The sequence below is a fragment of the Salipiger pentaromativorans genome (assembly GCF_024721115.1).
GTDB classification, from domain to species: Bacteria; Pseudomonadota; Alphaproteobacteria; order Rhodobacterales; family Rhodobacteraceae; genus Salipiger; species Salipiger pentaromativorans.
The window spans coordinates 1-21684 of record NZ_JAMDHK010000010.1 but is presented as its reverse complement, the minus strand read 5'-3'; the positions used below and the strand labels follow the sequence as shown (position 1 = coordinate 21684).

Here is a 21684-nt window from a genome sequence, read left to right as displayed (position 1 = left end):
TCTCCTGTCAGGCGCCGCGTGCGGCACGCAGCGCGGCCCGGCGGGCCAGTCGTGCGCGGATGGCGCCGGTGTCGGTCGAGGGCGTCGCGGCGAGAAGCTGGCGGGTATAGGGGTGTTTCGGGTCGCCGAAGACGGCGTCGCGGCTGCCGCGCTCGACCACCTCTCCGGCCTGCATCACCATCACCTCGTCCGAGATCCGGCGCACCACCGAGAGATCGTGGCTGATGAAGATATAGGAAAGGTCGAAATCGCGTTGCAGATCGGCCAGCAGGTTCAGAACCCGGGCCTGTACCGAGAGATCCAGCGCACTGACCGGCTCGTCGAGGATCAGGATGCGCGGGTTGACCATCAGCGCCCGGGCGATGGCGATGCGCTGGCGCTGACCGCCCGAGAACATATGCGGGTAGCGCCCGGCATGGGCGGCGCTCAGGCCGACGCGTTCCAGCATGTCGCCGACCCGCGCGCGCCGCTCCGCCGCATTGAGGCCGGTGTTGAGCAGCAGCTCCTCGGCCAGCGCGTCGCCGACCTTCTGACGCGGGTTGAGCGAACCATAAGGGTTCTGGAAGACGATCCGCGCCTTGCGCCGCAACTCCGCCGAGGGGCGAAAGCGGGCGATGTCCACCGCCTTGCCGTCGATAAGGAGCGTACCGCCGCTGGCCGGGTCGATCAGCGTCAGGATCCGGGCGAGAGTGGATTTGCCGCAGCCCGACTCGCCCACAACCGACAGGGTGCGGCCCTGGCGCAGCACCAGGTCGACGCCCTTCAGGGCGCGCACCGGACTGGCCTTGCGCAACAGGCCGCCCTTGCCGGGATAGTCTCGGATCAGCCCCTGGGCTTCGAGCACGATGGGAGGCCGGACGGTCATTGGAACGTCACCCCGTCGAGCGGCCCGTCGCCGCCGCGCTCCGGCAGGGCCGAGAGCAGCGCGCGGGTATAGGAATCCTGCGGCGTCTCGAAGAGCGACAGCACGTCCGCTTCCTCGCGCTTCACGCCCTGGTACTGGACGACAACGCGGTCGGCGGTTTCCGCCACCACGCCCATGTCGTGGGTGATCATGATCAGCCCCATGCCGCTCTCCTCCTGAAGGTCGATGAGCAGGTCGAGGATCTGCTTCTGAATGGTCACGTCGAGCGCCGTCGTCGGCTCGTCGGCGATCAGCAGCTTGGGGGCGCAGGCGATGGCCATGGCGATCATCACCCGCTGGCACTGGCCGCCGGACATCTGGTGCGGAAAGGCCGTGAGCTTGGCCACCGGGTCGGGCAGCCCGACCGCCTCCAGCAGCGCCAGCGTGCGCACGCGGCGGGCGGCGCGGCCAAGCCCCTGGTGCTTTTTCAGCACCTCGCCGATCTGGAGGCCGACGGTGAAGGCCGGGTTCAGAGAGGCGACGGGCTCCTGAAAGATCATCGCGATGTCGCGGCCGATGATGCGGCGGCGGGCGCGCGGGCTCAGCGCCATGAGATCGGTGCCGTCGAAGCGCACCAGATCGGCGCGGACCGTGGCGGTGTCGGGCAAAAGCCCCATCACCGCCAGCATCGCCACCGACTTGCCCGAGCCGCTTTCGCCGACGATGGCCAGCACCTCGCCCCCATCGACATGCAGGTCGATGCCGGAGACGGCGGTGAGCGGGCCCTTGGCGGTGTCGAATGTCACCGTCAGGTTGCGGATTTCGAGAAGATGGGACATCTCAGCTCCTCTTGAGCCGGGGATCGAGCGCATCGCGCAGCCCGTCGCCGCACAGGTTGATCGCCAGCACGGTGATCAGGATGGCGAGGCCGGGAAAGGTCACGACCCACCAGGCGCGCAGGATGAACTCGCGCGCATCGGCGAGCATGGTGCCCCATTCCGGGGTGGGCGGCTGCGCGCCGAGCCCGAGAAAGCCGAGCGCGGCGGCGTCGAGGATCGCGGTGGAGAAGGAGAGCGTGCCCTGCACGATCAGCGGCGCGAGACAGTTGGGCAGGATCGTCCACACCATCAGCCGCAGCGGCGAGGCCCCGGCGATGCGCGCAGCAACCACGTATTCGCGGGTCTTCTCGCTCATCACGCTGGCGCGCGCGAGCCGGGCGAAATGCGGTTGCAGCACCAGCGCGATGGCAATCATCGCATTGGTGAGCCCGGGGCCGAGGATCGCCACCAGCACCAGCGCCAGCAGCAGCGAGGGGAAGGCGAGGATCACGTCCATCACCCGCATGATCAGCGTGTCGATCCAGCCGCCGAAATAGCCCGATACCAGCCCGATGGCGATGCCGCCGGTCAGCGCGATAGTCACCACCATCAGCCCGATCAGCAGCGAATAGCGCGCGCCGAAGATCAGCCGCGAGAGGATGTCGCGGCCAAGCGCGTCGGTGCCGAGCAGATAGGCGCCCCGACCCCCGGTCTCCCAGACCGGCGGCAGCAGCAGCGCATCGCGGTATTGCTGCGTCGGGTCGTGCGGCGCGAGCAGCGGCGCGAAGAGCGCGACGAGCACCAGCAGGCCGATCACCGCGAGCCCGATCACGGCGCCCCGGTTGCGGCGGAAATCGCTCCAGAATCCGGCCAGCGCGGCGCGGGCGGTGCCGGTGTCGGGGGCGTCTGTGGCGAGCGTGACGGGATCAGCCATGACGGATCCTCGGGTTGATGACGGCATAGAGCAGATCCACGATCAGGTTCACGATCATCACCACCACGGCGATGACCAGCAGGCCGCCCTGCACCACCGGGTAATCGCGTTTCGAGATGGAATCGACGATCCACTTGCCGATGCCCGGCCAGGAAAAGATCGTCTCGGTGAGGATGGCGCCCGCCATGAGCGAACCGACCTGAAGCCCGATCACGGTGACCACCGGGATCAGCGCATTGCGCAGCGCGTGGCGGCCCACCACCAGAGCGGGGCCGAGCCCCTTGGCCCGCGCGGTGCGCACGAAATCCTCCGACAACACCTCCAGCATGGCCGAACGCGATTGCCGCGCGATCACCGCCGTCGGGATCGTGGCCAGCACCACCGAGGGCAGGATCAGATGTTGCACCGCCGAGCGGAAGGCGCCCGCCTGTCCCGAGATCAGGCTGTCGATCAGCATGAAGCCGGTGACCTGCGGGAAATAATACATCAGCGAGATGCGGCCCGAGACCGGGGTCCAGCCCAGGGTGCCGGAAAACAGGATGATCATCAGCAGGCCCCACCAGAAGATCGGCATCGAATAGCCGACCAGCGCGGCGGACATCGAGATCTGCTCGAACCAGCTACCGCGCTTCACCGCCGCCAGCACGCCCAGCGGCAGGCCGATGCAGATCGCCAGCGCCATGGCGCAGAGGCCCAGCTCCATCGTGGCGGGAAAGAAGGTCAGGAAATCCTCGGTCACCGGGCGGTGGGTGACGAGCGAGGTGCCGAGATCGCCCCGTAACAGGTCTCCGAGATAGGAGAGATATTGCTGCCAGAGCGGCCGGTCGAAGCCGTATTGCGCCATCAGCTGCGCATGCCGTTCCGGTGTCAGGCCGCGTTCGCCGGCCATCAGCATGATCGGGTCGCCGGGCAGCACCCGGACGAACCCGAAGGCGACGACGGTGATGCCGAAGAAGGTCGGGACCAGCACCGCCAGCTTTCCCAGAAGGTAACGGAGCAAGGATGCATCCTTTCGAAAGGCCGGGTCGCGCCGAAAGGGACGCGCGACCCGGCAGTCGGCGCGGCCCACGGGGATGGGGGCCGCGCATGCGCAAGGCTCAGTCGACCGCGGCGGTCACCACGATTTCCACCAGGCGTTTCGGGTCGCCCAGATCGCAGCCGCCGATGGCCGCGCGCGACGGCATATGCGCGGTGTCGAGCCATTCCATCCAGGCCTCGTTCATCTGCGCCTTGGCGGACATGTCCGAGAGATAGACGCGGGCCTGAAGCAGCTTGGTCTTGTCGCTGCCGACCTGCGCCAGCAGCGCGTCGAGCTTTTCGCAGATCTCGGCGGTCTGACCCTTCATGTCGAGCTCGAGATCGGTCGCCGCATGGCCCGAGGCGTAAAGCACGCCGTTATGGACGACGCCGCCGTGAAGATGCGGGCGGGAATTGTAGCGTTTGGTCATTGTCTGTCTTTCGGTCTTTGGGTTGGCCCCGCTCAGGCGGCGGGGCTGTAGGGATCGAGGCTCACCTCGGGGGTCTCTCCCGCAACGATGCGGGCGAGCTGACGGCCGGCATAGGGGCCGATGGTCAGGCCGGCGGCGCCCAGCCCGTTGCCGAGGATCAGCCCGTCGATGCCCGGCACCGGGCCGAGGATCGGGCGGAAGCCGGGCGGGGCGGGTCGGAAACCGATGCGGGTTTCCAGCAGCGTGGCATCGGCGAGGCCGGGGGCGTAGCGCAGCGCGGCGCTCAGCACCTCGTGCTGGCCTTCGCAGGTCACGCGGTAATCAAAACCCTTGCCGTCCTCGCGGGTGGCGCCGACCACGACGCGGCTGTCGTCGAAGGCCAGCAGGTAATGGCTCGCCATCGGCAGCAGCACCGACCAGCGCGAGGTATCCGCGCCCTTCATGCCGAAATGCAGGATCTGCCCGCGCTGCGGCTTGACCGGATGATGCAGCCCCAGCGGGCCGAGGATCTGCGAGGCCCAGGCACCGGCGGTCACCACGATCTTGTCCGAAGGGATCTCCTCGCCGCGCCCGTCCAGCACCCGGGCACGGGCGCCGTCGAGCTCCAGCGTCGCGAGATCGCTGAGGAATGTCGCGCCGAGCGCCACCGCCGCGCGCAACATCGCCGGCGCCAATTGCCGGGCATTCACCCGCGCGCCGCCCGGCACATAGAATGCCTTGAACGCCGGGTTGATCGGCGGGAAATGCACCTGCGCCTGCTCCGGCGAGATCTCCTCGAAACCGCCGGACTCGGGCGCCTCGGCGGTGCGCCGCGCCAGCCGCTCGCCCGCCGCGTCGTAATCGGCAGGGTCTTCGGCGGTCACCAGCGCGCCGACCTTGCGATAGCCGACATCGCTTTGCCCGCGTTCGGCGAGCCCCACGACCAGCTCCTCATAGTATCGCGCCCCGGCAGCGTACATCCTGTACCATTCCGGCTCGTCGAGCTTGGTGGCCCAGGGGCAGACGATGCCCGCTCCCGCCAGGGTCGCCTTGCCCTGGTGTTCCTGATCCACGACGGTCACGTCATGCCCGGCAATGGCCAGATGATAGGCGGTACTGGCGCCGAGGATCCCGGCGCCAATCACAGTCACTTTCATTCGACGGTCACCCCCGACAGGCGCGAGGAGCCGAAAATCGCCGGCACGTAACCCTGCACGCTCTTGTTCACCGCGGTGATGGTGTCGGCGCCGCCGAGGACGACCACCGGCACCTCGTCATGCACGATCTGCTGGGCCTCGTGATAGAGCGCGATCCGCTCTTCCTGATCGGTGATCGCGCCGGCCTCGCGCATCACCGCGTTGAAGTCGTCGTCGCACCAGGCGCCGATATTCGAGGGCGCGGTTTTGCCCTCGGGCGAGCAGGTCAGGTAGTTGTTGGGGATCTGGCTGGGATCGGGGAAATCGTAGATGCCGCCGAACATGCCCACCTGCGCCTCTCCGGCGCGGGCGCGCTGGATGTACTCGGCCCATTCATAGGTCACGATCTCGGCCTTTACGCCGATCGCGGCCCAGTCGGCCTGCACGATCTCGGCGGCGCGGCGGCCGTTCGGCATGTAGGGGCGCGCCACGGGAACCGCCCAGACCTGGGTTTCGAACCCGTCGGGATAGCCGGCCTCGGCCAGCAGCGCCTTGGCGGCCTCGGGGTCGTAGGGCCAGGGCGCGATGTCCTCCGCATGGCCCCAGAGCGCCGGCGGCACCACGGCGCCGGTCACATGGCCCATGCCGCTATAGACCACCTCCACCAGCGTCTCCATGTCGATGGCCTGCGCCAGCGCCTGACGCACCTTCCGGTCCTGAAATTTTTCCTCGCCGAAGTTGAAATGCAGCATGCCGGTGGAGGCGACGGGAGTCTGCACCGCGTCGACCGTGTCGGAGGCCTCGATGGTCTCCTTGTCTGCGAGGTTGGGATAGAGCCCGATCAGGCATTCCCCGGCCAGCGCCCGTTGCAGCCGGACCGTGGCATCGCCCGAGATCGCCATCACCACCGCGTCCACCATGGGCGTGCGCAGAGCGTCACCGATTGCCGCGCCCCAGGTATCCGCGAAGGGCAGCAGGCGGACGATGGCGTCGGTCTGATAGGCCTGAAGCTGGAAGGGGCCGGTGCCGATGGGTTGCAGATCCATCTGCTCGGGCGTGCCGGCGGCCATCATCGCATCGGCATATTCGGCGGATGTGATGCCGATGGAGCCATGCGCCATGGTGCCGATGAACGCCGCCAGCGGCGCTTTCAGGGTGAAGGCGACGGTATGCTCGTCGAGCTTCTCCACCGTCTCGAGATTGTCCGCCAGCTTGGCGTTGAAAGTCGGGTAATTGCCGCCCGAGACCTCGTAGAACGGATGCTCGGGGTCCATCATCCGCGCGAAGGTGAAGACCACGTCATCGGCGTTCATCGGGCGGGTGGGGGTGAAGGCGCCGTTCGACTGCCAGCTCACGTTTTCGCGCAGGTGGAACGTGTAGGTCTTGCCATCCTCCGAGACCTCCCAGCTTTCGGCCAGCGCCGGCTCGATACCCGAACCGCCGCGCTCGACCGAGACGAGCCCGTCATAAATCTGACCCAGCACATAGGCGGTGGTGCCGTTGCTGGTCAGCTCCGGATTGAAGATCTCGGGCGCGCCTTCGAGGCAGACCGTCAGCACCTGGGCCTGGGCAGCCGGCGCGAGGGCGAGCGCGGCAGCGCCGCACAGATATGCCAGTTTATTCATTTCAGTACCTTCCTGTTTCGCATGTGTCTCATCCTTGGCGTTGCCCAGCTGGTTTTCCCGGATGACACCATGCGAGCGACAGGATAACATGAAAGTCAAATCGCTTATTCTCCAGGCGTTATAACGAAACCTCATACTGTAGCGGACCAAGGGGGTCTCCGGGATGAACATTCGCCAGCTCGAAGCCTTTCACGCGGTGATGGAGACGGGTTCTGTTACACTCGCAGGGGAGCGGCTGGGAATCTCCCAACCCGCCGTCAGCAAGCTCTTGAAATCGTTTTCGGAAAACTGTGGTTTCCGGCTCTTCACCCGCAGCGGCGGCCGGATGCTGCCGACCTCCGACGCGCAGCTCTTGGCCTCCGAAGTCTCGCGTCTGTTCTCGGGGACGGACCGGATTCAGAAGCTCGCCCGCGCGGTGCGGGATCGCGAATGGGGCGAGGTCACCATCGCCGCGCCGCCGGCGCTTTCCGCCCGTTTTCTGGCCCATGCGCTCGGCCCGCTGATGGCGGCGCAGAAGAACATGCACATCTCGATCACCAGCCAGTCGAGCCCGCGAGTCGCCGAGCTGGTCGAAGGCCAGCAGATCGACATCGGCCTGTCGGTGCAGCCCTTCGAGCACCCCAATGTGCGCTCCGAGCTGGTGATGCGTTTCGCAATGATCTGCGCGCTGCCCGCCGCGCATCCGCTGGCGTCCAAACGGTTGATCCGGGTGGAGGATCTCAAGGATGAACCGTTTATCGGCCTGGCCCGCGACGATTGCTCGATCATGACCATAGACCGCGCCTTTCAGTTGCGCGGGGTGCAGAAACGCGCGGTGGTCGAGGTGCCGATGTCGGAAACCGCCTGCGATTTCGTCGCTGGCGGTGCCGGAGTTTCCATCGTGCCGCCCTTCGTCGGGCTGGGTTACGGCGAGGACAAGCTCGTCCGCCGCCCGGTCGTACCGCTGACCACGATGAATGTCTGGATCATGCTGCCGGCGTCCCGCCCGCCATCGCTCGCCACGGAGCGGATCGTCGAGGTGCTGCGTGCCAAGCTCCGGCATTACGATGTAGATGCGGGACGGGACAGCGCGCCGGATCTTGAAAACCTAGAACAGTCCTAGCGGCGCAGGGCTGTTTCACGCCGTGTGAAAAGCATTAATTATTTACATAATCTTCATTATCTGCTCATACCTCACGCATGACCCGGGCCAGACTCTCCGGATCGACCCGCGTTTTCAGACCGAGCGCGACGAGCCGGCAGCCACCTGTCACAGACTGCGATACCGGCTCGAGCGTTGCCCGCTTCCCCACCATATTGAACAGGCGCGGTTCTTCCGGGGCATCCGCGAAGATGACGAAGCCCTTCGCGCGCAGGCATTGCGAGGACATCAGCCTTGCAAGCGCCTCGAAACGTTCGCGCGGGACGGGATGCGGCGCCTCGAAGGTCCAGCTTGTGAAATCGTGGCCCGGCGTGACGCGATGCGGCAGTTTCGGCTGACCTCGCGCTCCCATCCCGGCGAGCTCCAGCAGCGGCAGAAAGGCGACATCCGCATGCCGTGTTTTCAGCACATGCGCATAGGGTGCCGAGACGGCCAGCATCTCCTCGATCGCCGTCAGCCGCGCGGCATCGACAAGATCGGTCTTGTTCACCAGCACAAGCTCACAGACATTGGCATGGTCCAGCAACAGCTCGGTGTCGATGTAGTCGAGCGCGCCGACCTGCTCTGCGTCGATCATGTAGATGCTGGCATCGCGCGTCACCAACCCCGCCGCCTCGACCTCGCGCAGCGAGCCGTCAAGCGCAACGGGGTCGGTCACCCCGCTCGCCTCGACAAGAATTGCGTCGGGCGGCGCCTCCTGCCGGGTCAGCGTCTTCACTTGCAGCAGAAAATCGGCGTTCAGCGTGCAGCAGACACAGCCGTTCTTCAGCGAGATCCGGTCCTCGGTCACGGTCTCGACCAGATCGAGGTCGATGTTGATCGCACCGAAATCATTCACGAAGACCACGATCCGCCGGCCCGAGGCCGTCGCAAGAAGGCGGTTCACCAGGGTGGTCTTGCCCGCCCCCAGAAAGCCGCAGATCGACAGCAGCGGGACGGGCGCGTCAGCCGCCATGGACCAGCATCCCGTCGAGATAGGTGGCGACCACCGGAATATCGCGCAGCCGGTCGGGCGCGGCGGTCAGCGGGTTGTCTTCCAGAATGACAAGGTCCGCGCGTTTGCCCGGCCGGATCGAGCCAAGCCTGTCCTCCATGCGGATCTGATAGGCCGCATCAATCGTCACCGACCGCAATGCCGTCTCGACGTCGATCCGTTCGGTCGGGCCGATGCAGCGGCCGGTCTTGGTCAGCCGCGCGGTGGCCACCTGCACCAGCTCCAGCGCGGAAGCGTCGGTCATCGGCGTATCCGCATGCAGCGAGACACGCATCCCCGCCGCCACCGCCGAGCCGACCGGCATGTAATGCGCGGCGCGGTCCGGCCCGAACAGCGCGTCCTCGATCGGCGCGCCCCAATGGGTGATGTGGTTGATGAAAAAGCTGCACAGCACGCCAAGCCGCCGCGCCCGTTCGATCTGATCGGCGCGCATCAGCGCGCAATGTTCCAGCCGGAAGCGGTGATCGTCGCGCGGGGTCTCGGCCAGGATCTGCTCCAGCACATCCAGAACCATGTCGATGGTCCGGTCGCCCTGCGTGTGCACCGTCATCTGCCAGCCCTGCGCGAAATACTGGCGCAGCATCGTCTCGAAGAAGGCCTGCGGATAGTTCGGCCCGCCCACATGACCGGGCTTCAGATTCATCCGCTCGCGCGTGATGCGGGTGTCGAGATAGGGCTCGGTCACCCAGATATTGCCGATGAACACCGATCCGTCGGCGTGAATCTTGACCCCGGCCATCCAGAACCGGTCATCGGGGTCGGCGATCTTTTCCACCGCCATATCCGGCGCGGTGGCCTGCTGATAGGCCGCCATGCGCGGCATCGGCAGACCCTGCCGCAGCGCCGCCCGGTACGAGGCCTTGTAGAACGGCATATAGAGATGCTCGGTCACCGTGGTGATGCCGTTGCGCAGAAAGGCCGCGATTTGCGCCTGGAATTCCTCGGCCAGCCGATCCTCGCCCCAGGCTTCGTAGAAGGTTTCCAGCGCGGTCCAGGTGATCGCCTCGGCGATGCGCCCCGTGGGGCGCCCGGTCTCGTCGCGCTCGACGATGCTGCCGGTGGGGGTCGGGGTCGTCTCGTCGATGCCGCAGGCGGCAAAGCCGGCGGAGTTCAGAAACAGCGCGTGACAGTTCGAGGTCTGGATGCCGATGGGATTGTCAGGCGCAAGCGTGTCCAGAAACGCCCGCGTCGGGTTCTCCATGTCCGGGTGCAGCGTCGGATCGAGCCCGAAAAAGATCAGGTGCTCGCCCGGCGCCGCCGCCGCGACCCGCCGCTTGATGCGCGCGACGATGGCGGCATAGGTCGGCACCGTCTCGGCCCGGATGTCCACCACCGGCGCGCCGCGCGTCTTGGCCGCCCAGAGCGGATGCGAATGCGCGTCGATAAAGCCGGGCAGCAGCGCGCGCCCCTTCAGATCGACCTCCACCGCGTCCGGACAAACTGCCCGCACATCGCCGAGCGCGCCGACCGCGCAGATATAGCCCCCGTCGATCGCCACCGCTTCGGGTGCGTCGCCGTCCTCCATGGTCAGGATGCTGCCGTTGTGAAAGATCGTCGTACTCATCTGGGAGGGTCCGCTCTGTCTTGGTCGGAAGGGAGAAAGAAGGTCGGGCGGCGCATCCTAGCGCCGCCGCCCCTGAACGATCCGGTCGAGGATCATGGCGCAGAACAGGATGGCGACGCCCGCCAGAATGCCCTGCCCTTCCGAGGCGTATTGCAGCGCCTCGAGCACATCCTGCCCCAGCCCCTGCGCCCCGATCAGCGAGGCGATGACCACCATCGCGAGGCTCAGCAGGATGGTCTGGTTGATGCCCGCCATGATCGAGGGCATGGCCAGCGGCAGGTCGATCTTCCAGAGCAGGTAGCGGGGGCTCGCGCCAAAGGCCATGGCGGCCTCGCGCACCGAATGGGGCACGCCGCGCAGGCCCAGCACCGTCAGCCGCACCACCGGCGAGCTGCCGAAGATCATCGTGGCGACGATGGCCGCCGGTTTGCCGGTGCCGAAGAATGCGATGATCGGGATCAGGTAAACGAAGCCGGGCATCGTCTGCATGAAATCCAGCACCGGGCGCACCACCATGTAGACCTTTGGCTTTCTCGCACAAAGGATACCCAGCGGAATGCCGAGGCTGATCGAGATGCAGGCCGCCGTGCCCAGCAGCGCCAGCGTCTGCATGCTCTTTTCCCAGAAGCCCAGAAAGCCCAGATAGGCCAGCGCGGCGGCGGTCAGGGTGCCGGCACGCGCGCCGGCCGACAGCACCGTCAGCAGGATGGTGAACCCGGCCATCACCGGCCAGGGCGTCTTGACGAAAATGGTCTCCAGCGTGTCGAGCACGCCGCGGATCGCCACCACCAGCGCATCGAAGAACCACGCCGATCCGGTCGCGGCGCTGCCCAGCCAGTCCTTGACCCAGGCGGCGGCGGTCGCGGGGATCGCGGGATCGACGGGGAATTGCTGTAGAAAGCCGATCCGTCCGGGAAAGCTGAACTCGGTCGCGCAGGCCACATAGGTCAGCAGGCAAAGCAGCACCGCCGACACCAGGCTCGGCCCGCCGTGGCCTCCCAGCCGGGTGGGGCGCGACCGCCACGCCACATAGCGCCGCATCAGCGCGGGGTTGGCCAGCAGACCCTGCACCAGCTTGATCCCCAGGATCAGCGCCACGGCGGTGGTCATGAGCACCGCCGCCTGCCCGTCCGCCGCATCGGCCTGCTGGCGGATGTCGTCGATGGAGCCTTCCAGCGACGCGATGGTCCGGCGGAACGAATCCACATTATCCGCCGATTTCTCGATGGCGGCGGCCAGTTGCTGACGGCGGATCTCGAGCGTCTGCTCGATCATCTCGACCCGCTGCCGCAGCGGCCCGCCCAGATCGCCCGAAAGGCCCCGGACGAACTGCACCACCGCGACGGTTTCGAGGATCAGGAAGACAGTGAAGAGCGCCCAGAGGTTGCGCATCCCGAACCAGACCGATCCGAGAAGCGCCGCGGCCGGGTTGAAGCTCGGGACATAGCTTTGCGCATCGCCGATCCGGCGGAACTGGGCGCGGTAATAGCTGGCATTCTGCCCCACGAAATCGCGGATGCTGTCTTCGGGCAGGGCATCGTTTATCGGTCTGGTCATGTGGCGGCGGTTCCCGTGATGACTCCGTTCAGCAATTCGTGGCGCGAGACCGCGCCCATCGGCCGCCCCTGCGCATCGTCGACGACAATGGGGCTGTCGGTTTCGGCGGCGATCTCGATGAGCTGCCGGAGTGTCGCGCTTTCGGGCATATGCGGCGCATCGGCGGTCAGGCCCGGTGTGAAACTGTCGAGCGGCCGCAGCAGCGAATGCGCCTTGATGAGATTGATCCGCGAGATGCCCGAGACGAAATCGGCCACGTAATCGTCGGCTGGGTCGAGGATGATCTCTTCCGGCGTGCCGGTCTGCACGATCACCCCGTCGCGCATGATCGCGATCCGGTCGCCGATGCGCACCGCCTCTTCCAGATCGTGGGTGATGAAGACCGTGGTCTTTCCCATGTCCTTGGCCAGCGTCATGAACTGCTCTTGCAACTGCCGCCGGATCAGCGGGTCGAGCGCCGAGAAGGGCTCGTCCATCAGCAGCACCTCGGCATCGGCGGCGATGGCGCGGGCCAGCCCCACGCGCTGCTGCATGCCGCCCGAAAGCTCATGGGCGAACTTGTCACCCCAGTCCGAGAGATTCACCAGATCCAGCGCATCCTGCGCCCGCGTCCAGCGCGCGTTGCGCGACACGCCCCGGATCTCCAGCGGCATCGCCACATTGTCCCGCACCGAGCGGTGCGGCATCAGCCCGAAATCCTGGAACACCATGGCGATGGATTTGTTGCGCACCGCCAGCAGCTCGGACTCGGAGAGCGCGGTCACGTCGCGGCCCGCCACCACCACCTTGCCCGCCGTCGGGCTCAGCAGACGGTTGATGTGGCGCACCAGCGTCGACTTGCCGCTGCCCGACAATCCCATGACGCAAAAGATCTCGCCGCGCCGCACCTGAAAGCTGGCATCGGCCACGCCGACCACGCAATCGAACCGCTCCAGCACCTCGGCCTTGCCCAGCCCCTCGGCGCGGATGGCGGCCATGGCCTCGGCATCCCGCGCGCCGAAGATCTTCCAGACATTGGCCACCTCCACGACGATCTCGGCGGTCTCCAGAGGATCAGTCATGCGCCCTGCGTCCTTCGCTCGTCCTTGGAAAGAAACCCTGGGCAGGGCTGACCCTGCCCAGGGTGGGTTGCGGCTTGGCTCACAGGCCCAGCCATTCGTCGATGCGCTCGCTGTTGGCGGCGACCCATTCCTCGGCCACCTCGCGCGGCGCGCGACCCTTGACCACGATCTCGTTGGTGAAGGCGTTGACCGTGTCGGTATCCATCGCGATCCGCGACAGGAACTCGGCCACCAGCGGCGCGCGCTCTTCAAGCGAGGCGGAATAGGCCACATGCACCGTCTTGTCCTGATCGCCCACCGTGATCTTCGACTTCTCGAACCAGGCCGGATCTTCGTTCGGATTCACCATCACATAGTGTTCGGGGTCGAACGGCGGCTCTTCCAGCCGGATCATGTCGAAGACGAACCAGTTGTAATGCGGCGCGTAGCAGTAAAACACCGCCCCCTCGCCGCGCTCCATCGCGCTCGAGAACGAGGCGCTTGCCACCTGCTCCTCGGTCTGCACCGGCTCGAAGAAATTGGCGATGCCGTAATCGCGCACCTTCACGAGATTCTGGTTGGTCGAGGTCCAGCCCGGAGCGCCAACCCAGATTTCGCCCATCCCGTCGCCGTCCTTGTCGAAGAGCGCCGCCGCCTCGGGCGTGGCCAGATCGAAGACCGAGGTGATGTTGTTGGCTTCGGCAAATTCGCGCAGCGCACAGAACGCCGAAAAGCCGGTGTAGTAGTTTTCGCTCAGGCGGACCGTCTGCTTCTCCTCGATGAACTCTTTGCGCAGGCTTTCGAGATTGGGCAGCCACACATCGGGATGCACGTCGATCTCGCCCTTGCCCCGGTCCATGCCCGCAAAGATCACCGCATTGGCGCCGGGCACGATTTCGACCTGCTGGCCGAGTTTGCTTTCGATGACCACCGAAACCAGCGCCGCCATCGCCCGGCCGCTGGCCCAGTTCGGCTCTGCCACCGCAATGGCATCCTGCGCCATGGCGGCCGCCGGAGCGAAGGCAACACATTGCGCTGCAAACAAAATATTCCGGAAGATTTTCATTTTACCTACCCTGTTCTGTTGATAATTTATCTGACATGTTAGATACGATTATTGACATGTCAATTGAAGCGTTTCTTGACGCACCCCGCGACTTGTCGCGTGGTAGGAATTTAGGCAGTTGGAGAGGATCGGGGCATGAAGGACGATGAGCGGCAGCAGACCGGCGCCGGAAAGATGCTAGTCATGTTGCGTGACGAGGCTTTTGTCGTTCTGGAACGGATGATCGTGACCGGAGAGATCGCGCCTGGGGAATGGGTTTCGGAAACGCAGCTCATGTCGCTCTCGGGGCATAGCCGGGCCTCAGTGCGTTCGGCCATGCAACGCCTCCAGGATCAGGGGTTGCTCGAAATCTTTCCGCGCCGTGGTGCGCAGGTTTGTCCGCTCGACTTCAAGATGCAGTTCCGGTCGCTGGAGCTGCGCCGCGCGCTGGAGTGCCTTCTGGCGCGCGCCGCGGCAGAACGGGCCACGCCGGAACAGCGGGCGGAGTTCATCGAGATCGCCGAAGGGTTCGCGGCGGTTTCCCTGTCCCTCGATGCCGCGGCCATGCGCGAGCTCGATTTCCGCAGCCATGCGCTGATGCTCGACGCGGCGGACAACCCCTTTGCCTCCAAGGCGGTCTTCTCGACCAAGGGGCTCTGGCGCCGGTTCTGGCTGCTGCACTACGAAAAGCACGGCGACATCTTCAGGATGGCGAACCTGCATTCCGCCGTGGCCCGCGCCATCGGCGAGCAGGACCCGACCCGCGCCGAAGCTGCGGTGCATGCGCTGCTCGACTATGTCGAGGAATTCGCGCTCAAGGTCGTGGGCTACGACAAGGCGGCCAAGTGACCCCCCTGCCCGCGTGTTCCCGAGCATCGCGCCGGTGCCGGTCATGCGCGCGCCCGTTCGCTGCGCGGATCGTATAGCGGGCGCAGGCTGGCACGCGCGGGAACCCTGACGCCCATCACGTCGATCTCGTAGCGCGCGGCCAGAACGTCCGCGGCACTTTCCCCCGCGCAGGGCACATAGCCCAGCCCGACCGCCGCACCCAGGTGATGCCCGTATCCGCCTGAGGTCAGGTGTCCGACATAGACGCCGTCGCGCAGGATCGGCTCGTTGTGATAAAGCAGCGGCTCCGGATCCTCGAGCAGAAACTGCACCATCCGTGCCTGCGGACCGGTCTCCTTGCGTGCCGCAACCGCCGCCTTGCCGATGAAATCGGGTTTGCCGAGGTCGACCGCAAAGCCCAGCCCCGCGTCGATGACATGATCCTCGCAGGTGATGTCATGGCCGAAATGGCGGAACGCCTTTTCCATCCGGCAATTATCGACCGTGTGCATGCCGCAGAGCCGCAGACCGCAGCCCTCGCCCGCCTCCAGAAGCACCTCCAGCACATGGCCGGCCATATCCGCCGAGACGTAGATTTCCCAGCCCAGCTCGCCCACGTAAGACACCCTGTGCGCGCGGGCGAGCCCCATGCCGATCTCGATCTCCTGCATGGTGCCGAAGGGGTTTGCCGCAGTCGAGAAATCGTTGGGCGAGACCCGCGACAGGAGCTCGCGAGACCTCGGCCCCATGATCGCAAGTGCCGCTTCGGCGGCGGTCATGTCGGTGATCACCACCCGGAACGCCCCGGCATGGCGCCGCATCCAGGTTTGATCCTGTAGCCGCGTCACGGCCGGGGTCACCACCAGATAGGCATCGCCTGCCAGCCGCGTCACCGTCACATCCGCCTCGATCCCGCCGCGCAGGTTGAGGAACTGCGTATAGACGATGCGCCCGACCGGCACCGACATGTTCGCCCCGCACAGCCAGTTCAGATAAGGCTCGGCATCCGGCCCCTCGACACGGATCTTGCCATAGGACGACATGTCATAGAGACCAACGCCCTCGCGGATGGCCCGGTGCTCGGCGGCGGCATTTTCGAACCAGTTCTGCCGCTTCCAGCTATAACGATACGCGGGCTCCTGCCCCTCGACCGCGAACCAGTTCGGGCGCTCCCAGCCGTTGACCTCGCCCATGACAGCCCCGCGCGCAAGCAGCTCGGCGTGAAAGGGCGAGCGGCGCACGCCGCGCGCGGTTTCCATCTGCCGATAGGGGAAATGATCGGCGTAGAGCAGACCCAGCGTCTCCGTCGCGCGATTGGCCAGATACCGGCGGTTGCCCTGAAAAGGCTCCATCCGCGCGATGTCCACATCGCCCAGATCGAAGGGTTTTTCGCCCGCATCCATCCATTGCGCCAGCGCCATGCCCGCGCCACCCGCCGACTGGATGCCGATCGAGTTGAACCCGGCGGCCACCCACACATTGTCGAGCTCGGGCGCAAGCCCGATGTGATAGGCGTCGTCGGGCGTAAAGCTTTCCGGCCCGTTGAAGAAGGTGCCGATGCCCGTTGTCGCAAGCACCGGCATCCGCTCGCAGGCGGCAGCGAGGATGGGCTCGAAATGGTCGAAATCCTCGGGCAATTGGTCGAACTCGAAATTCGCCGGAATGCCGTCCAGGGCCCAGGGTTTCGCACGCGGCTCGAAGGCGCCGACCAGCATCTTGCCCGCGTCTTCCTTGTAATAGGCGCATTCGTCGGGCACCCGCAGGATCGGCATCGGCCCCAGCCCGGCAATCGCCTCGGTGACGATGTAGAAATGTTCGCAGGCCTGAAGCGGGACGTTGACACCGATCATGCGCCCGACCTCATGCGCCCACATGCCACCGCAGTTCACCACCATCTCGGTCTCGATGTGCCCCTGCGACTGCCCGTCATCGCTGATCCAGTCGACCCCGGTCACCCGCCGCCCGTCACGCCGCACGCCGGTGACGCGGGTCTGTTCATGGATGCGGGCGCCAAGTTGCCGCGCACCCTTGGCCAGCGCCATGGCGATGTTCGAGGGATCGGCCTGCCCGTCCTTTTCCAGAAAGATGCCGCCGGTGACGCCCCGGTCGTCCAGCATCGGATACATCGCCTTCACCTCGGCGGCGCTCAGTTCTTCGACCGCCACACCAAAGGCCCGGCCCATGGCCGCCTGCCGGTAAAGTTCCTCGCGCCGCTCCTCGGTCAGCGCCACGGTGATCCCCCCGAGCTGCCGGAACCCGGTCGCAAGGCCGGTTTCATCTTCGAGCCGTCCGTAAAGCTCCTGCGAATAGCGCGCGAGCTTGGTCATGTTGGAGGAGGGCCGAAGCTGCGCAATCAGCCCCGCCGCGTGCCAGGTGGTGCCGCTGGTCAGCCGCTTGCGTTCGAGCAGGACGATATCGGTCCAGCCCAGATGCGCCAGGTGGTAGGCCACCGAACAGCCAACCACGCCACCGCCGATGATCACAACTCTCGCCTTGTCGGGGATCATGAAACCTCGTCTCCTTCATGCACGTCTTTTGCCGCCCGTCGAACGACGGGCTACGGGGCCGCCGCACCTGCGGCTCTGATCAGCGACCGAAGCCCGCCGCGTAGAGATCCTTGAAGCTGCGGTCATAGGCCTCCATCACGGGCCCGACGTCGTCCATGGACAGGCAGAGCGGCGGCACCATGCGCAGCACGTTCTTGAAGTTCCCCGATTTGGACAGAACGATGCCGTGTTCGCGCGTGCGCTCGAAGACAAAGGCCGTCTCTTCCGGCGCGGGCTCTTTGGTCTCGCGGTCGCGCACCAGTTCGATGGCCTGCATGAATCCGGTCCCCCGCACGTCGCCGATGATCTCGTAACGCGCCATCAGATCCTGAAGACCCGCATGCAGCGCCGCGCCGACCTCGCGCGCGTTCTCGATCAGGCCGTCCTGCTGGATCACGTTCAGCACGGCGCGGCCCGCGGCACAGGCCACCGGATTTGCGCCATAGGTGTGGAACAGGAACTTGCCCGCCATCGCCTCGGCGATATGCTTGCGCACCACCACCGCGCCGATGGGAATGCCATTGCCAAGCCCCTTGGCCATGACCACGATGTCGGGCACCACGCCGTGATGGTCAAAGCACCAGAGCCCCCTGCCCGTCTTGCCAAAGCCCGACTGCACCTCGTCCACGATCATCAGACCGCCTGCTTCGCGCACCCGCTTCGCGGCGCCCGCCATATAGCCCTCGGGCATCTCGATGATACCGCCATAGCCCTGCACCGGCTCGATGATCATCGCCGCCAGATCCCCCGACGTGGTGTGCGCGATCAGCCGGTCGAGATCGTCGAGATAGGGATCGGTCCCCGCGCCAAAGGCACCCCGGTACTGGTTCGGCTCGGCGGCAAAGCTGATATTCGGCAACTGCGCGATGTTGTGACGGAAATTCTTGACGCCGGTCACCGCCTGCGCCCCGTAGGTCGCCCCGTGATAGGAGTTCCGCAGCGCGATCACGTCCTGATTGCCGGTCGAGCTGCGCGCCAGCATCAGCGCAAGGTCGATCGCCTCGGTACCGGAGTTGGTGAAATGCACCACCCAGTCCTCACCCTTGGGCATGGTCGCGGCCAGCTCCTCGGCCAGATGCGCGGGCACCGGATGATAGAACATCGTGGTGCAATGGGTCAGCTGCGCGACCTGCTCGGTGACCGCCTCGACCACCGCAGGGTGGGCATGGCCGATGCTGATGCAGAGATTCATGCCCAGAAGGTCGATCAGCCGGTTGCCCTGCTCGTCCCAGACATATTGCATCTTGCCGCGCTTCAGGATCAGCGGCTTCGCGTAAGGGACAAAGGAGCGCTGCGTCGCCGCGTAATAGCGCTCCCGCTTGGCAATGATCGCCTCGGTCGACCAGTCGATTGCGCCTGCTGCTGCACCGTCCATGTTCCGCTCCTTATCATCCGGTCCGCGCCGGTTGCGGCGCGATGTCTGTCAGGAGGTTAGGACGAAGCCTCGCGCATCATAAGGGACAGATGAAACCAAAATAAGGGACAGATGGCGCGCATCCTGCCACGCCGGACAGCGGCGGGTCAGACCCGCTGCTGCGCGAATTCGTCGGCGATCTCGCGCATCCCCGCCTCGATCTGCCTGGTCCCGACCATGGCAAAGCCCATGCGAAACGACCGGCTGATGCCCTCGTTCATGTAGAACGGCGCGCCGTCGTCCACGATCACGCCGCGCGACAGCAACCGCCGGGCGAAATCGCTCGAGTCGAAGCCGTCATGCCCCGTCAGCCAGAACGAGGTGCCCCCGCTCGACTGCACCGCGAACCCTGGCAGATGGGCCGCTATCGCCGCCTCCATACACAGCCAGCGCTCGCGCTTGTGCCGCATCATCTTGCGCAGATGGGCATCGTAAAATCCCATCTGGAGGAAATAGGCCAGGGTCTCCTGCACCAGCGTCGGCGTATGGCGCAGCATCGTCCGCCGCACCGCGCGCGCCTCGTGGATCACATCGCGATGCGCCACGACAAAACCGATCCGAAGACCCGGCGCGAGCGTCTTGGAAAGGCTGCCCACATAGATGACGCGCCCCGTCTCATCGAGCGCGCGGAGCGTGGCTTCCGGGCGCCGGCCACTGTGAAGCTCCGCCTCGTAATCGTCCTCGACGATCATGAAATTCCGCCGCTCCGCCGCAGCCAGCAGCGCCGCGCGCCGGTCGCCGGACATCGAGACCGAGGTTGGAAACTGGTGGCTGGGCGTGGTGTAGACCAGCGAACAGCCCTCCGGCACCGCCTCGGCAACAAGCCCCCCGGCATCCACCGGCACGGGCACCACATGATTTCCCGCCGTCAGAAAGGCGTTGCGCGCATCGGGAAACCCCGGATCCTCCATCGCGATCGCCCCCTCGGCGTGGTGGAAGAGCGTGGCGAGGATCGCCAACCCGTTCTGCGCGCCCAGCGTGATCATCACCTCGTCCTCATGCGCGGTGATCCCGCGATAGGTCAGCAGCCGCTGGCGGATCTCGCGCACCAGATGCGGGCTGTCATCCTGCACGGAATCCTGCGTCCAGTCGGCAATGGTCTTGCGGTTCATCGCCTTGCGCGAACATTCCCGCCAGGCCTCGACCGGGAAATATTTCGGATCGGGCTGGTTGAAGACGAAGGGATAGGGATAGCGGGCCCAGTCCGCCGGATGCTCGACCCGGCGCAGCGACGAGGGGCGGTTGCGCAGTTGCGGAAGCGGAGAGCCCCCTGCCCCGCCGCGGCTGTCCTGCGCGGCATCGGGCCGGACGAGGGTAAGGGCGGAGGGCGCGATGTAATAGCCCGACCGGTCGCGCGCGTCCACGATGCCCTGATCGACCAGAAGCGTGTAGGCGGCAAACACCGTGTTGCGCGACACCTGCAACTGATCGGCCAGTTCCCGGCAAGAGGGCAGCGCCATGCCCGGAGCGATCTGCGCTTGCGAAATGGCCAGGGTCACCGCTTCGCACACCTGATCCCGCAGCTTGAGCCGCGAGGAGTGCGGCAGGCGGAACGCAAAGGCGCTGGAACGGGCCATCGGATACCTTCGGCAAAGACCGGACGCGGGGGACGACAGCGGGACCAGCCCTCCTGTCTCGTCGCGTCACTCTGGCGGCTACCCGACCCCGGCGCAACCACCCGCGGCCTCACGGCATTCGGGGCAGGCAGCCGCCCGGCATGGGCGGCTTGATTGCCAAGCGGCATGCCATCTGCGGCGGCAAAAGCCGACCGATCGCCTTCTTCGTCTCTGCCGGACAGGTGTGAGCGATTCCCTCGGGACGCGCCCGCTAGGTGTTTGATCCCACGGTTTGATGGTGAGATCCATTCGCTGGAATGGAAGGAAGCACTATGGGGCAAGTTCGTCACGGCCGCGCCACGACCACGCACACCAAATGGGGCCCCAATTCATCTTGCGGGCATGTCATCGACGGCAATCGGCGTGCAATCCGATGCAAAGTGTTTCCGAATTAGAGAATATTCTTGCTCTCAGGCACCGTGTCCCAAAAAATTTCCGAATTAGATAACTTCGCGCAAGAACCCATGGTATAGAGGACCAGAGTTCGCGAATTAGGGAACACACCCATGGCCATCGAAACCGAAGAAGAGCGCCAGGCGCTCGTCGATCTCGGCGCCCGCATCCGCGCCAGCCGCGCCGACCGTCGGCTGACCCTCGCGGATCTCGCGCTGCGATGCGGCCTGCCGCGCTCGGCCCTCTCCGAGATCGAGAACGGCAAGCGCGACATCCGCATCTCCAGCCTGTTTCGGATCTCCGCCGCGCTCGGCGTGCCGATGGACGCGCTTCTGCGCAAAGGCCGCCCCCCCTCCCCCACCAGCGATGACGGCTACGATTTCGGGGATCTCGTCTGATGGCCGAAATCCCGGTCTTCTTTCACCGCTTTCAGGTCGGCACCGTCTCTGCCGCCGGCACGGATGTGGCCTTTGCCTACGACCCGCGCTGGCTCGGCACCGCCGCCGCCTTCCCGATCTCGGTCACCATGCCGCTGCGCGCCGCGCCCTACGACACCGCGCATATCGCGCCATGGCTCGCCAATCTGCTGCCCGAGGAACACCAGCTCGACATGCTGAGCCGGACGCTCGGCGTTTCCGCCGCCGACACGCTGGCGCTGCTCTCGGCCATCGGCGGCGACACCGCCGGCGCGCTCTCCTTCGGCGCGCCGGCCGACCCCGAGCGCTGGTCTTACGTTCCGCTGACTGCGTTCTATGACGACCC

General features: G+C 66.0%; 19 protein-coding genes. 4 read left to right on the top strand and 15 right to left on the bottom strand.

All coding sequences use genetic code 11. From position 1 onward, the window contains the following. Positions 1 to 7 precede the first annotated feature (7 nt). The 7 genes from M4578_RS15105 to M4578_RS15075 all read right to left on the bottom strand — a co-directional run bounded on the left by M4578_RS15105 (position 8) and on the right by M4578_RS15075 (position 6784). Positions 8 to 865 carry an ATP-binding cassette domain-containing protein gene (locus M4578_RS15105; protein ID WP_258094125.1) on the bottom strand — a complete coding sequence of 286 codons (858 nt, stop codon included), beginning with the start codon at positions 863 to 865 and terminating at the stop codon, positions 8 to 10. Next, entirely contained in the window at positions 862 to 1683 is an 822-nt protein-coding gene (locus M4578_RS15100; RefSeq protein WP_258094124.1) for an ABC transporter ATP-binding protein, read from the bottom strand. The genes M4578_RS15105 and M4578_RS15100 overlap by 4 nt, the downstream gene beginning before the upstream one ends. Position 1684: 1 nt before the next feature. Next, a complete protein-coding gene (locus M4578_RS15095) occupies positions 1685 to 2596 on the bottom strand; it encodes an ABC transporter permease subunit (RefSeq protein ID WP_258094123.1) in 912 nt (303 codons plus the stop codon). Beyond that, entirely contained in the window at positions 2589 to 3596 is a 1008-nt protein-coding gene (locus tag M4578_RS15090; protein ID WP_258094122.1) for an ABC transporter permease subunit, read from the bottom strand. Before M4578_RS15090 ends, M4578_RS15095 begins: the two co-directional genes overlap by 8 nt. 97 nt (positions 3597 to 3693) lie before the next feature. Beyond that, entirely contained in the window at positions 3694 to 4044 is a 351-nt protein-coding gene (locus tag M4578_RS15085) for a RidA family protein (RefSeq protein ID WP_258094121.1), read from the bottom strand. A gap of 32 nt (positions 4045 to 4076) precedes the next feature. After that, a complete protein-coding gene (locus M4578_RS15080) occupies positions 4077 to 5180 on the bottom strand; it encodes an NAD(P)/FAD-dependent oxidoreductase (protein WP_258094120.1) in 1104 nt (367 codons plus the stop codon). Beyond that, complete coding sequence (locus M4578_RS15075; RefSeq protein WP_258094119.1) at positions 5177 to 6784, bottom strand: ABC transporter substrate-binding protein; 1608 nt, start codon at positions 6782 to 6784, stop codon at positions 5177 to 5179. Before M4578_RS15075 ends, M4578_RS15080 begins: the two co-directional genes overlap by 4 nt. A gap of 163 nt (positions 6785 to 6947) precedes the next feature. Between M4578_RS15075 and M4578_RS15070 the strand changes: the two genes are divergently transcribed. Continuing rightward, a complete protein-coding gene (locus tag M4578_RS15070) occupies positions 6948 to 7886 on the top strand; it encodes a LysR substrate-binding domain-containing protein (RefSeq protein ID WP_258094118.1) in 939 nt (312 codons plus the stop codon). Positions 7887 to 7950: 64 nt separating this feature from the next. Here the strand turns inward: M4578_RS15070 and M4578_RS15065 are convergent, their stop codons facing one another. From M4578_RS15065 to M4578_RS15045, 5 genes are all read right to left on the bottom strand, one after another. Then, a complete protein-coding gene (locus tag M4578_RS15065; protein WP_258094117.1) occupies positions 7951 to 8880 on the bottom strand; it encodes a CobW family GTP-binding protein in 930 nt (309 codons plus the stop codon). Continuing rightward, entirely contained in the window at positions 8870 to 10483 is a 1614-nt protein-coding gene (locus tag M4578_RS15060) for an amidohydrolase (protein WP_258094116.1), read from the bottom strand. Before M4578_RS15060 ends, M4578_RS15065 begins: the two co-directional genes overlap by 11 nt. Before the next feature lie 57 nt (positions 10484 to 10540). Next, the gene (locus M4578_RS15055) at positions 10541 to 12040 is read right to left on the bottom strand and encodes an ABC transporter permease (RefSeq protein WP_258094115.1); all 1500 of its coding nucleotides are present in this window, start codon (positions 12038 to 12040) and stop codon (positions 10541 to 10543) included. Beyond that, positions 12037 to 13101, bottom strand: coding sequence for a quaternary amine ABC transporter ATP-binding protein (locus M4578_RS15050; protein ID WP_258094114.1), 1065 nt, complete (start codon positions 13099 to 13101; stop codon positions 12037 to 12039). Before M4578_RS15050 ends, M4578_RS15055 begins: the two co-directional genes overlap by 4 nt. 79 nt (positions 13102 to 13180) lie before the next feature. Continuing rightward, positions 13181 to 14083: an ABC transporter substrate-binding protein gene (locus M4578_RS15045; RefSeq protein WP_258094113.1), complete on the bottom strand. Its 903-nt coding sequence runs from the start codon at positions 14081 to 14083 to the stop codon at positions 13181 to 13183. A gap of 198 nt (positions 14084 to 14281) precedes the next feature. Here M4578_RS15045 and M4578_RS15040 point away from each other — a divergent pair, with 198 nt between their 5' ends. Beyond that, on the top strand, positions 14282 to 14974 hold the full coding sequence (locus M4578_RS15040) for a GntR family transcriptional regulator (RefSeq protein WP_258094112.1): 693 nt from the start codon (positions 14282 to 14284) through the stop codon (positions 14972 to 14974). Positions 14975 to 15015: 41 nt separating this feature from the next. Here M4578_RS15040 and M4578_RS15035 read toward each other — a convergent pair whose 3' ends face one another. The 3 genes from M4578_RS15035 to pdxR all read right to left on the bottom strand — a co-directional run bounded on the left by M4578_RS15035 (position 15016) and on the right by pdxR (position 20490). Further along, complete coding sequence (locus tag M4578_RS15035) at positions 15016 to 17460, bottom strand: GcvT family protein (RefSeq protein ID WP_258094111.1); 2445 nt, start codon at positions 17458 to 17460, stop codon at positions 15016 to 15018. 79 nt (positions 17461 to 17539) lie between these two features. Then, entirely contained in the window at positions 17540 to 18874 is a 1335-nt protein-coding gene (locus M4578_RS15030) for an aspartate aminotransferase family protein (protein WP_258094110.1), read from the bottom strand. Positions 18875 to 19020: 146 nt separating this feature from the next. Next, complete coding sequence (pdxR, locus tag M4578_RS15025) at positions 19021 to 20490, bottom strand: MocR-like pyridoxine biosynthesis transcription factor PdxR (protein ID WP_258094109.1); 1470 nt, start codon at positions 20488 to 20490, stop codon at positions 19021 to 19023. Between the two features lie 545 nt (positions 20491 to 21035). Here pdxR and M4578_RS15020 point away from each other — a divergent pair. Then, entirely contained in the window at positions 21036 to 21320 is a 285-nt protein-coding gene (locus M4578_RS15020; protein WP_258094108.1) for a helix-turn-helix domain-containing protein, read from the top strand. Then, on the top strand, positions 21320 to 21684 hold a 365-nt coding region (locus M4578_RS15015), incomplete at its 3' end, for a HipA N-terminal domain-containing protein (RefSeq protein ID WP_258094107.1). The genes M4578_RS15020 and M4578_RS15015, both read left to right, overlap by 1 nt.

Coding starts and splice junctions, on each gene's coding strand:
- M4578_RS15045 (WP_258094113.1), bottom strand. CDS start 14,083: ATGGCGCAGGATGCCATTGCGGTGGCAGAGCCGAACTGGGCCAGCGGC.
- M4578_RS15060 (WP_258094116.1), bottom strand. CDS start 10,483: ATGAGTACGACGATCTTTCACAACGGCAGCATCCTGACCATGGAGGAC.
- M4578_RS15100 (WP_258094124.1), bottom strand. CDS start 1,683: ATGTCCCATCTTCTCGAAATCCGCAACCTGACGGTGACATTCGACACC.
- M4578_RS15030 (WP_258094110.1), bottom strand. CDS start 18,874: ATGGACGGTGCAGCAGCAGGCGCAATCGACTGGTCGACCGAGGCGATC.
- M4578_RS15020 (WP_258094108.1), top strand. CDS start 21,036: ATGGCCATCGAAACCGAAGAAGAGCGCCAGGCGCTCGTCGATCTCGGC.
- M4578_RS15080 (WP_258094120.1), bottom strand. CDS start 5,180: ATGAAAGTGACTGTGATTGGCGCCGGGATCCTCGGCGCCAGTACCGCC.
- M4578_RS15040 (WP_258094112.1), top strand. CDS start 14,282: ATGAAGGACGATGAGCGGCAGCAGACCGGCGCCGGAAAGATGCTAGTC.
- M4578_RS15085 (WP_258094121.1), bottom strand. CDS start 4,044: ATGACCAAACGCTACAATTCCCGCCCGCATCTTCACGGCGGCGTCGTC.
- M4578_RS15050 (WP_258094114.1), bottom strand. CDS start 13,101: ATGACTGATCCTCTGGAGACCGCCGAGATCGTCGTGGAGGTGGCCAAT.
- M4578_RS15075 (WP_258094119.1), bottom strand. CDS start 6,784: ATGAATAAACTGGCATATCTGTGCGGCGCTGCCGCGCTCGCCCTCGCG.
- M4578_RS15065 (WP_258094117.1), bottom strand. CDS start 8,880: ATGGCGGCTGACGCGCCCGTCCCGCTGCTGTCGATCTGCGGCTTTCTG.
- M4578_RS15095 (WP_258094123.1), bottom strand. CDS start 2,596: ATGGCTGATCCCGTCACGCTCGCCACAGACGCCCCCGACACCGGCACC.
- pdxR (WP_258094109.1), bottom strand. CDS start 20,490: ATGGCCCGTTCCAGCGCCTTTGCGTTCCGCCTGCCGCACTCCTCGCGG.
- M4578_RS15105 (WP_258094125.1), bottom strand. CDS start 865: ATGACCGTCCGGCCTCCCATCGTGCTCGAAGCCCAGGGGCTGATCCGA.
- M4578_RS15035 (WP_258094111.1), bottom strand. CDS start 17,460: ATGATCCCCGACAAGGCGAGAGTTGTGATCATCGGCGGTGGCGTGGTT.
- M4578_RS15070 (WP_258094118.1), top strand. CDS start 6,948: ATGAACATTCGCCAGCTCGAAGCCTTTCACGCGGTGATGGAGACGGGT.
- M4578_RS15055 (WP_258094115.1), bottom strand. CDS start 12,040: ATGACCAGACCGATAAACGATGCCCTGCCCGAAGACAGCATCCGCGAT.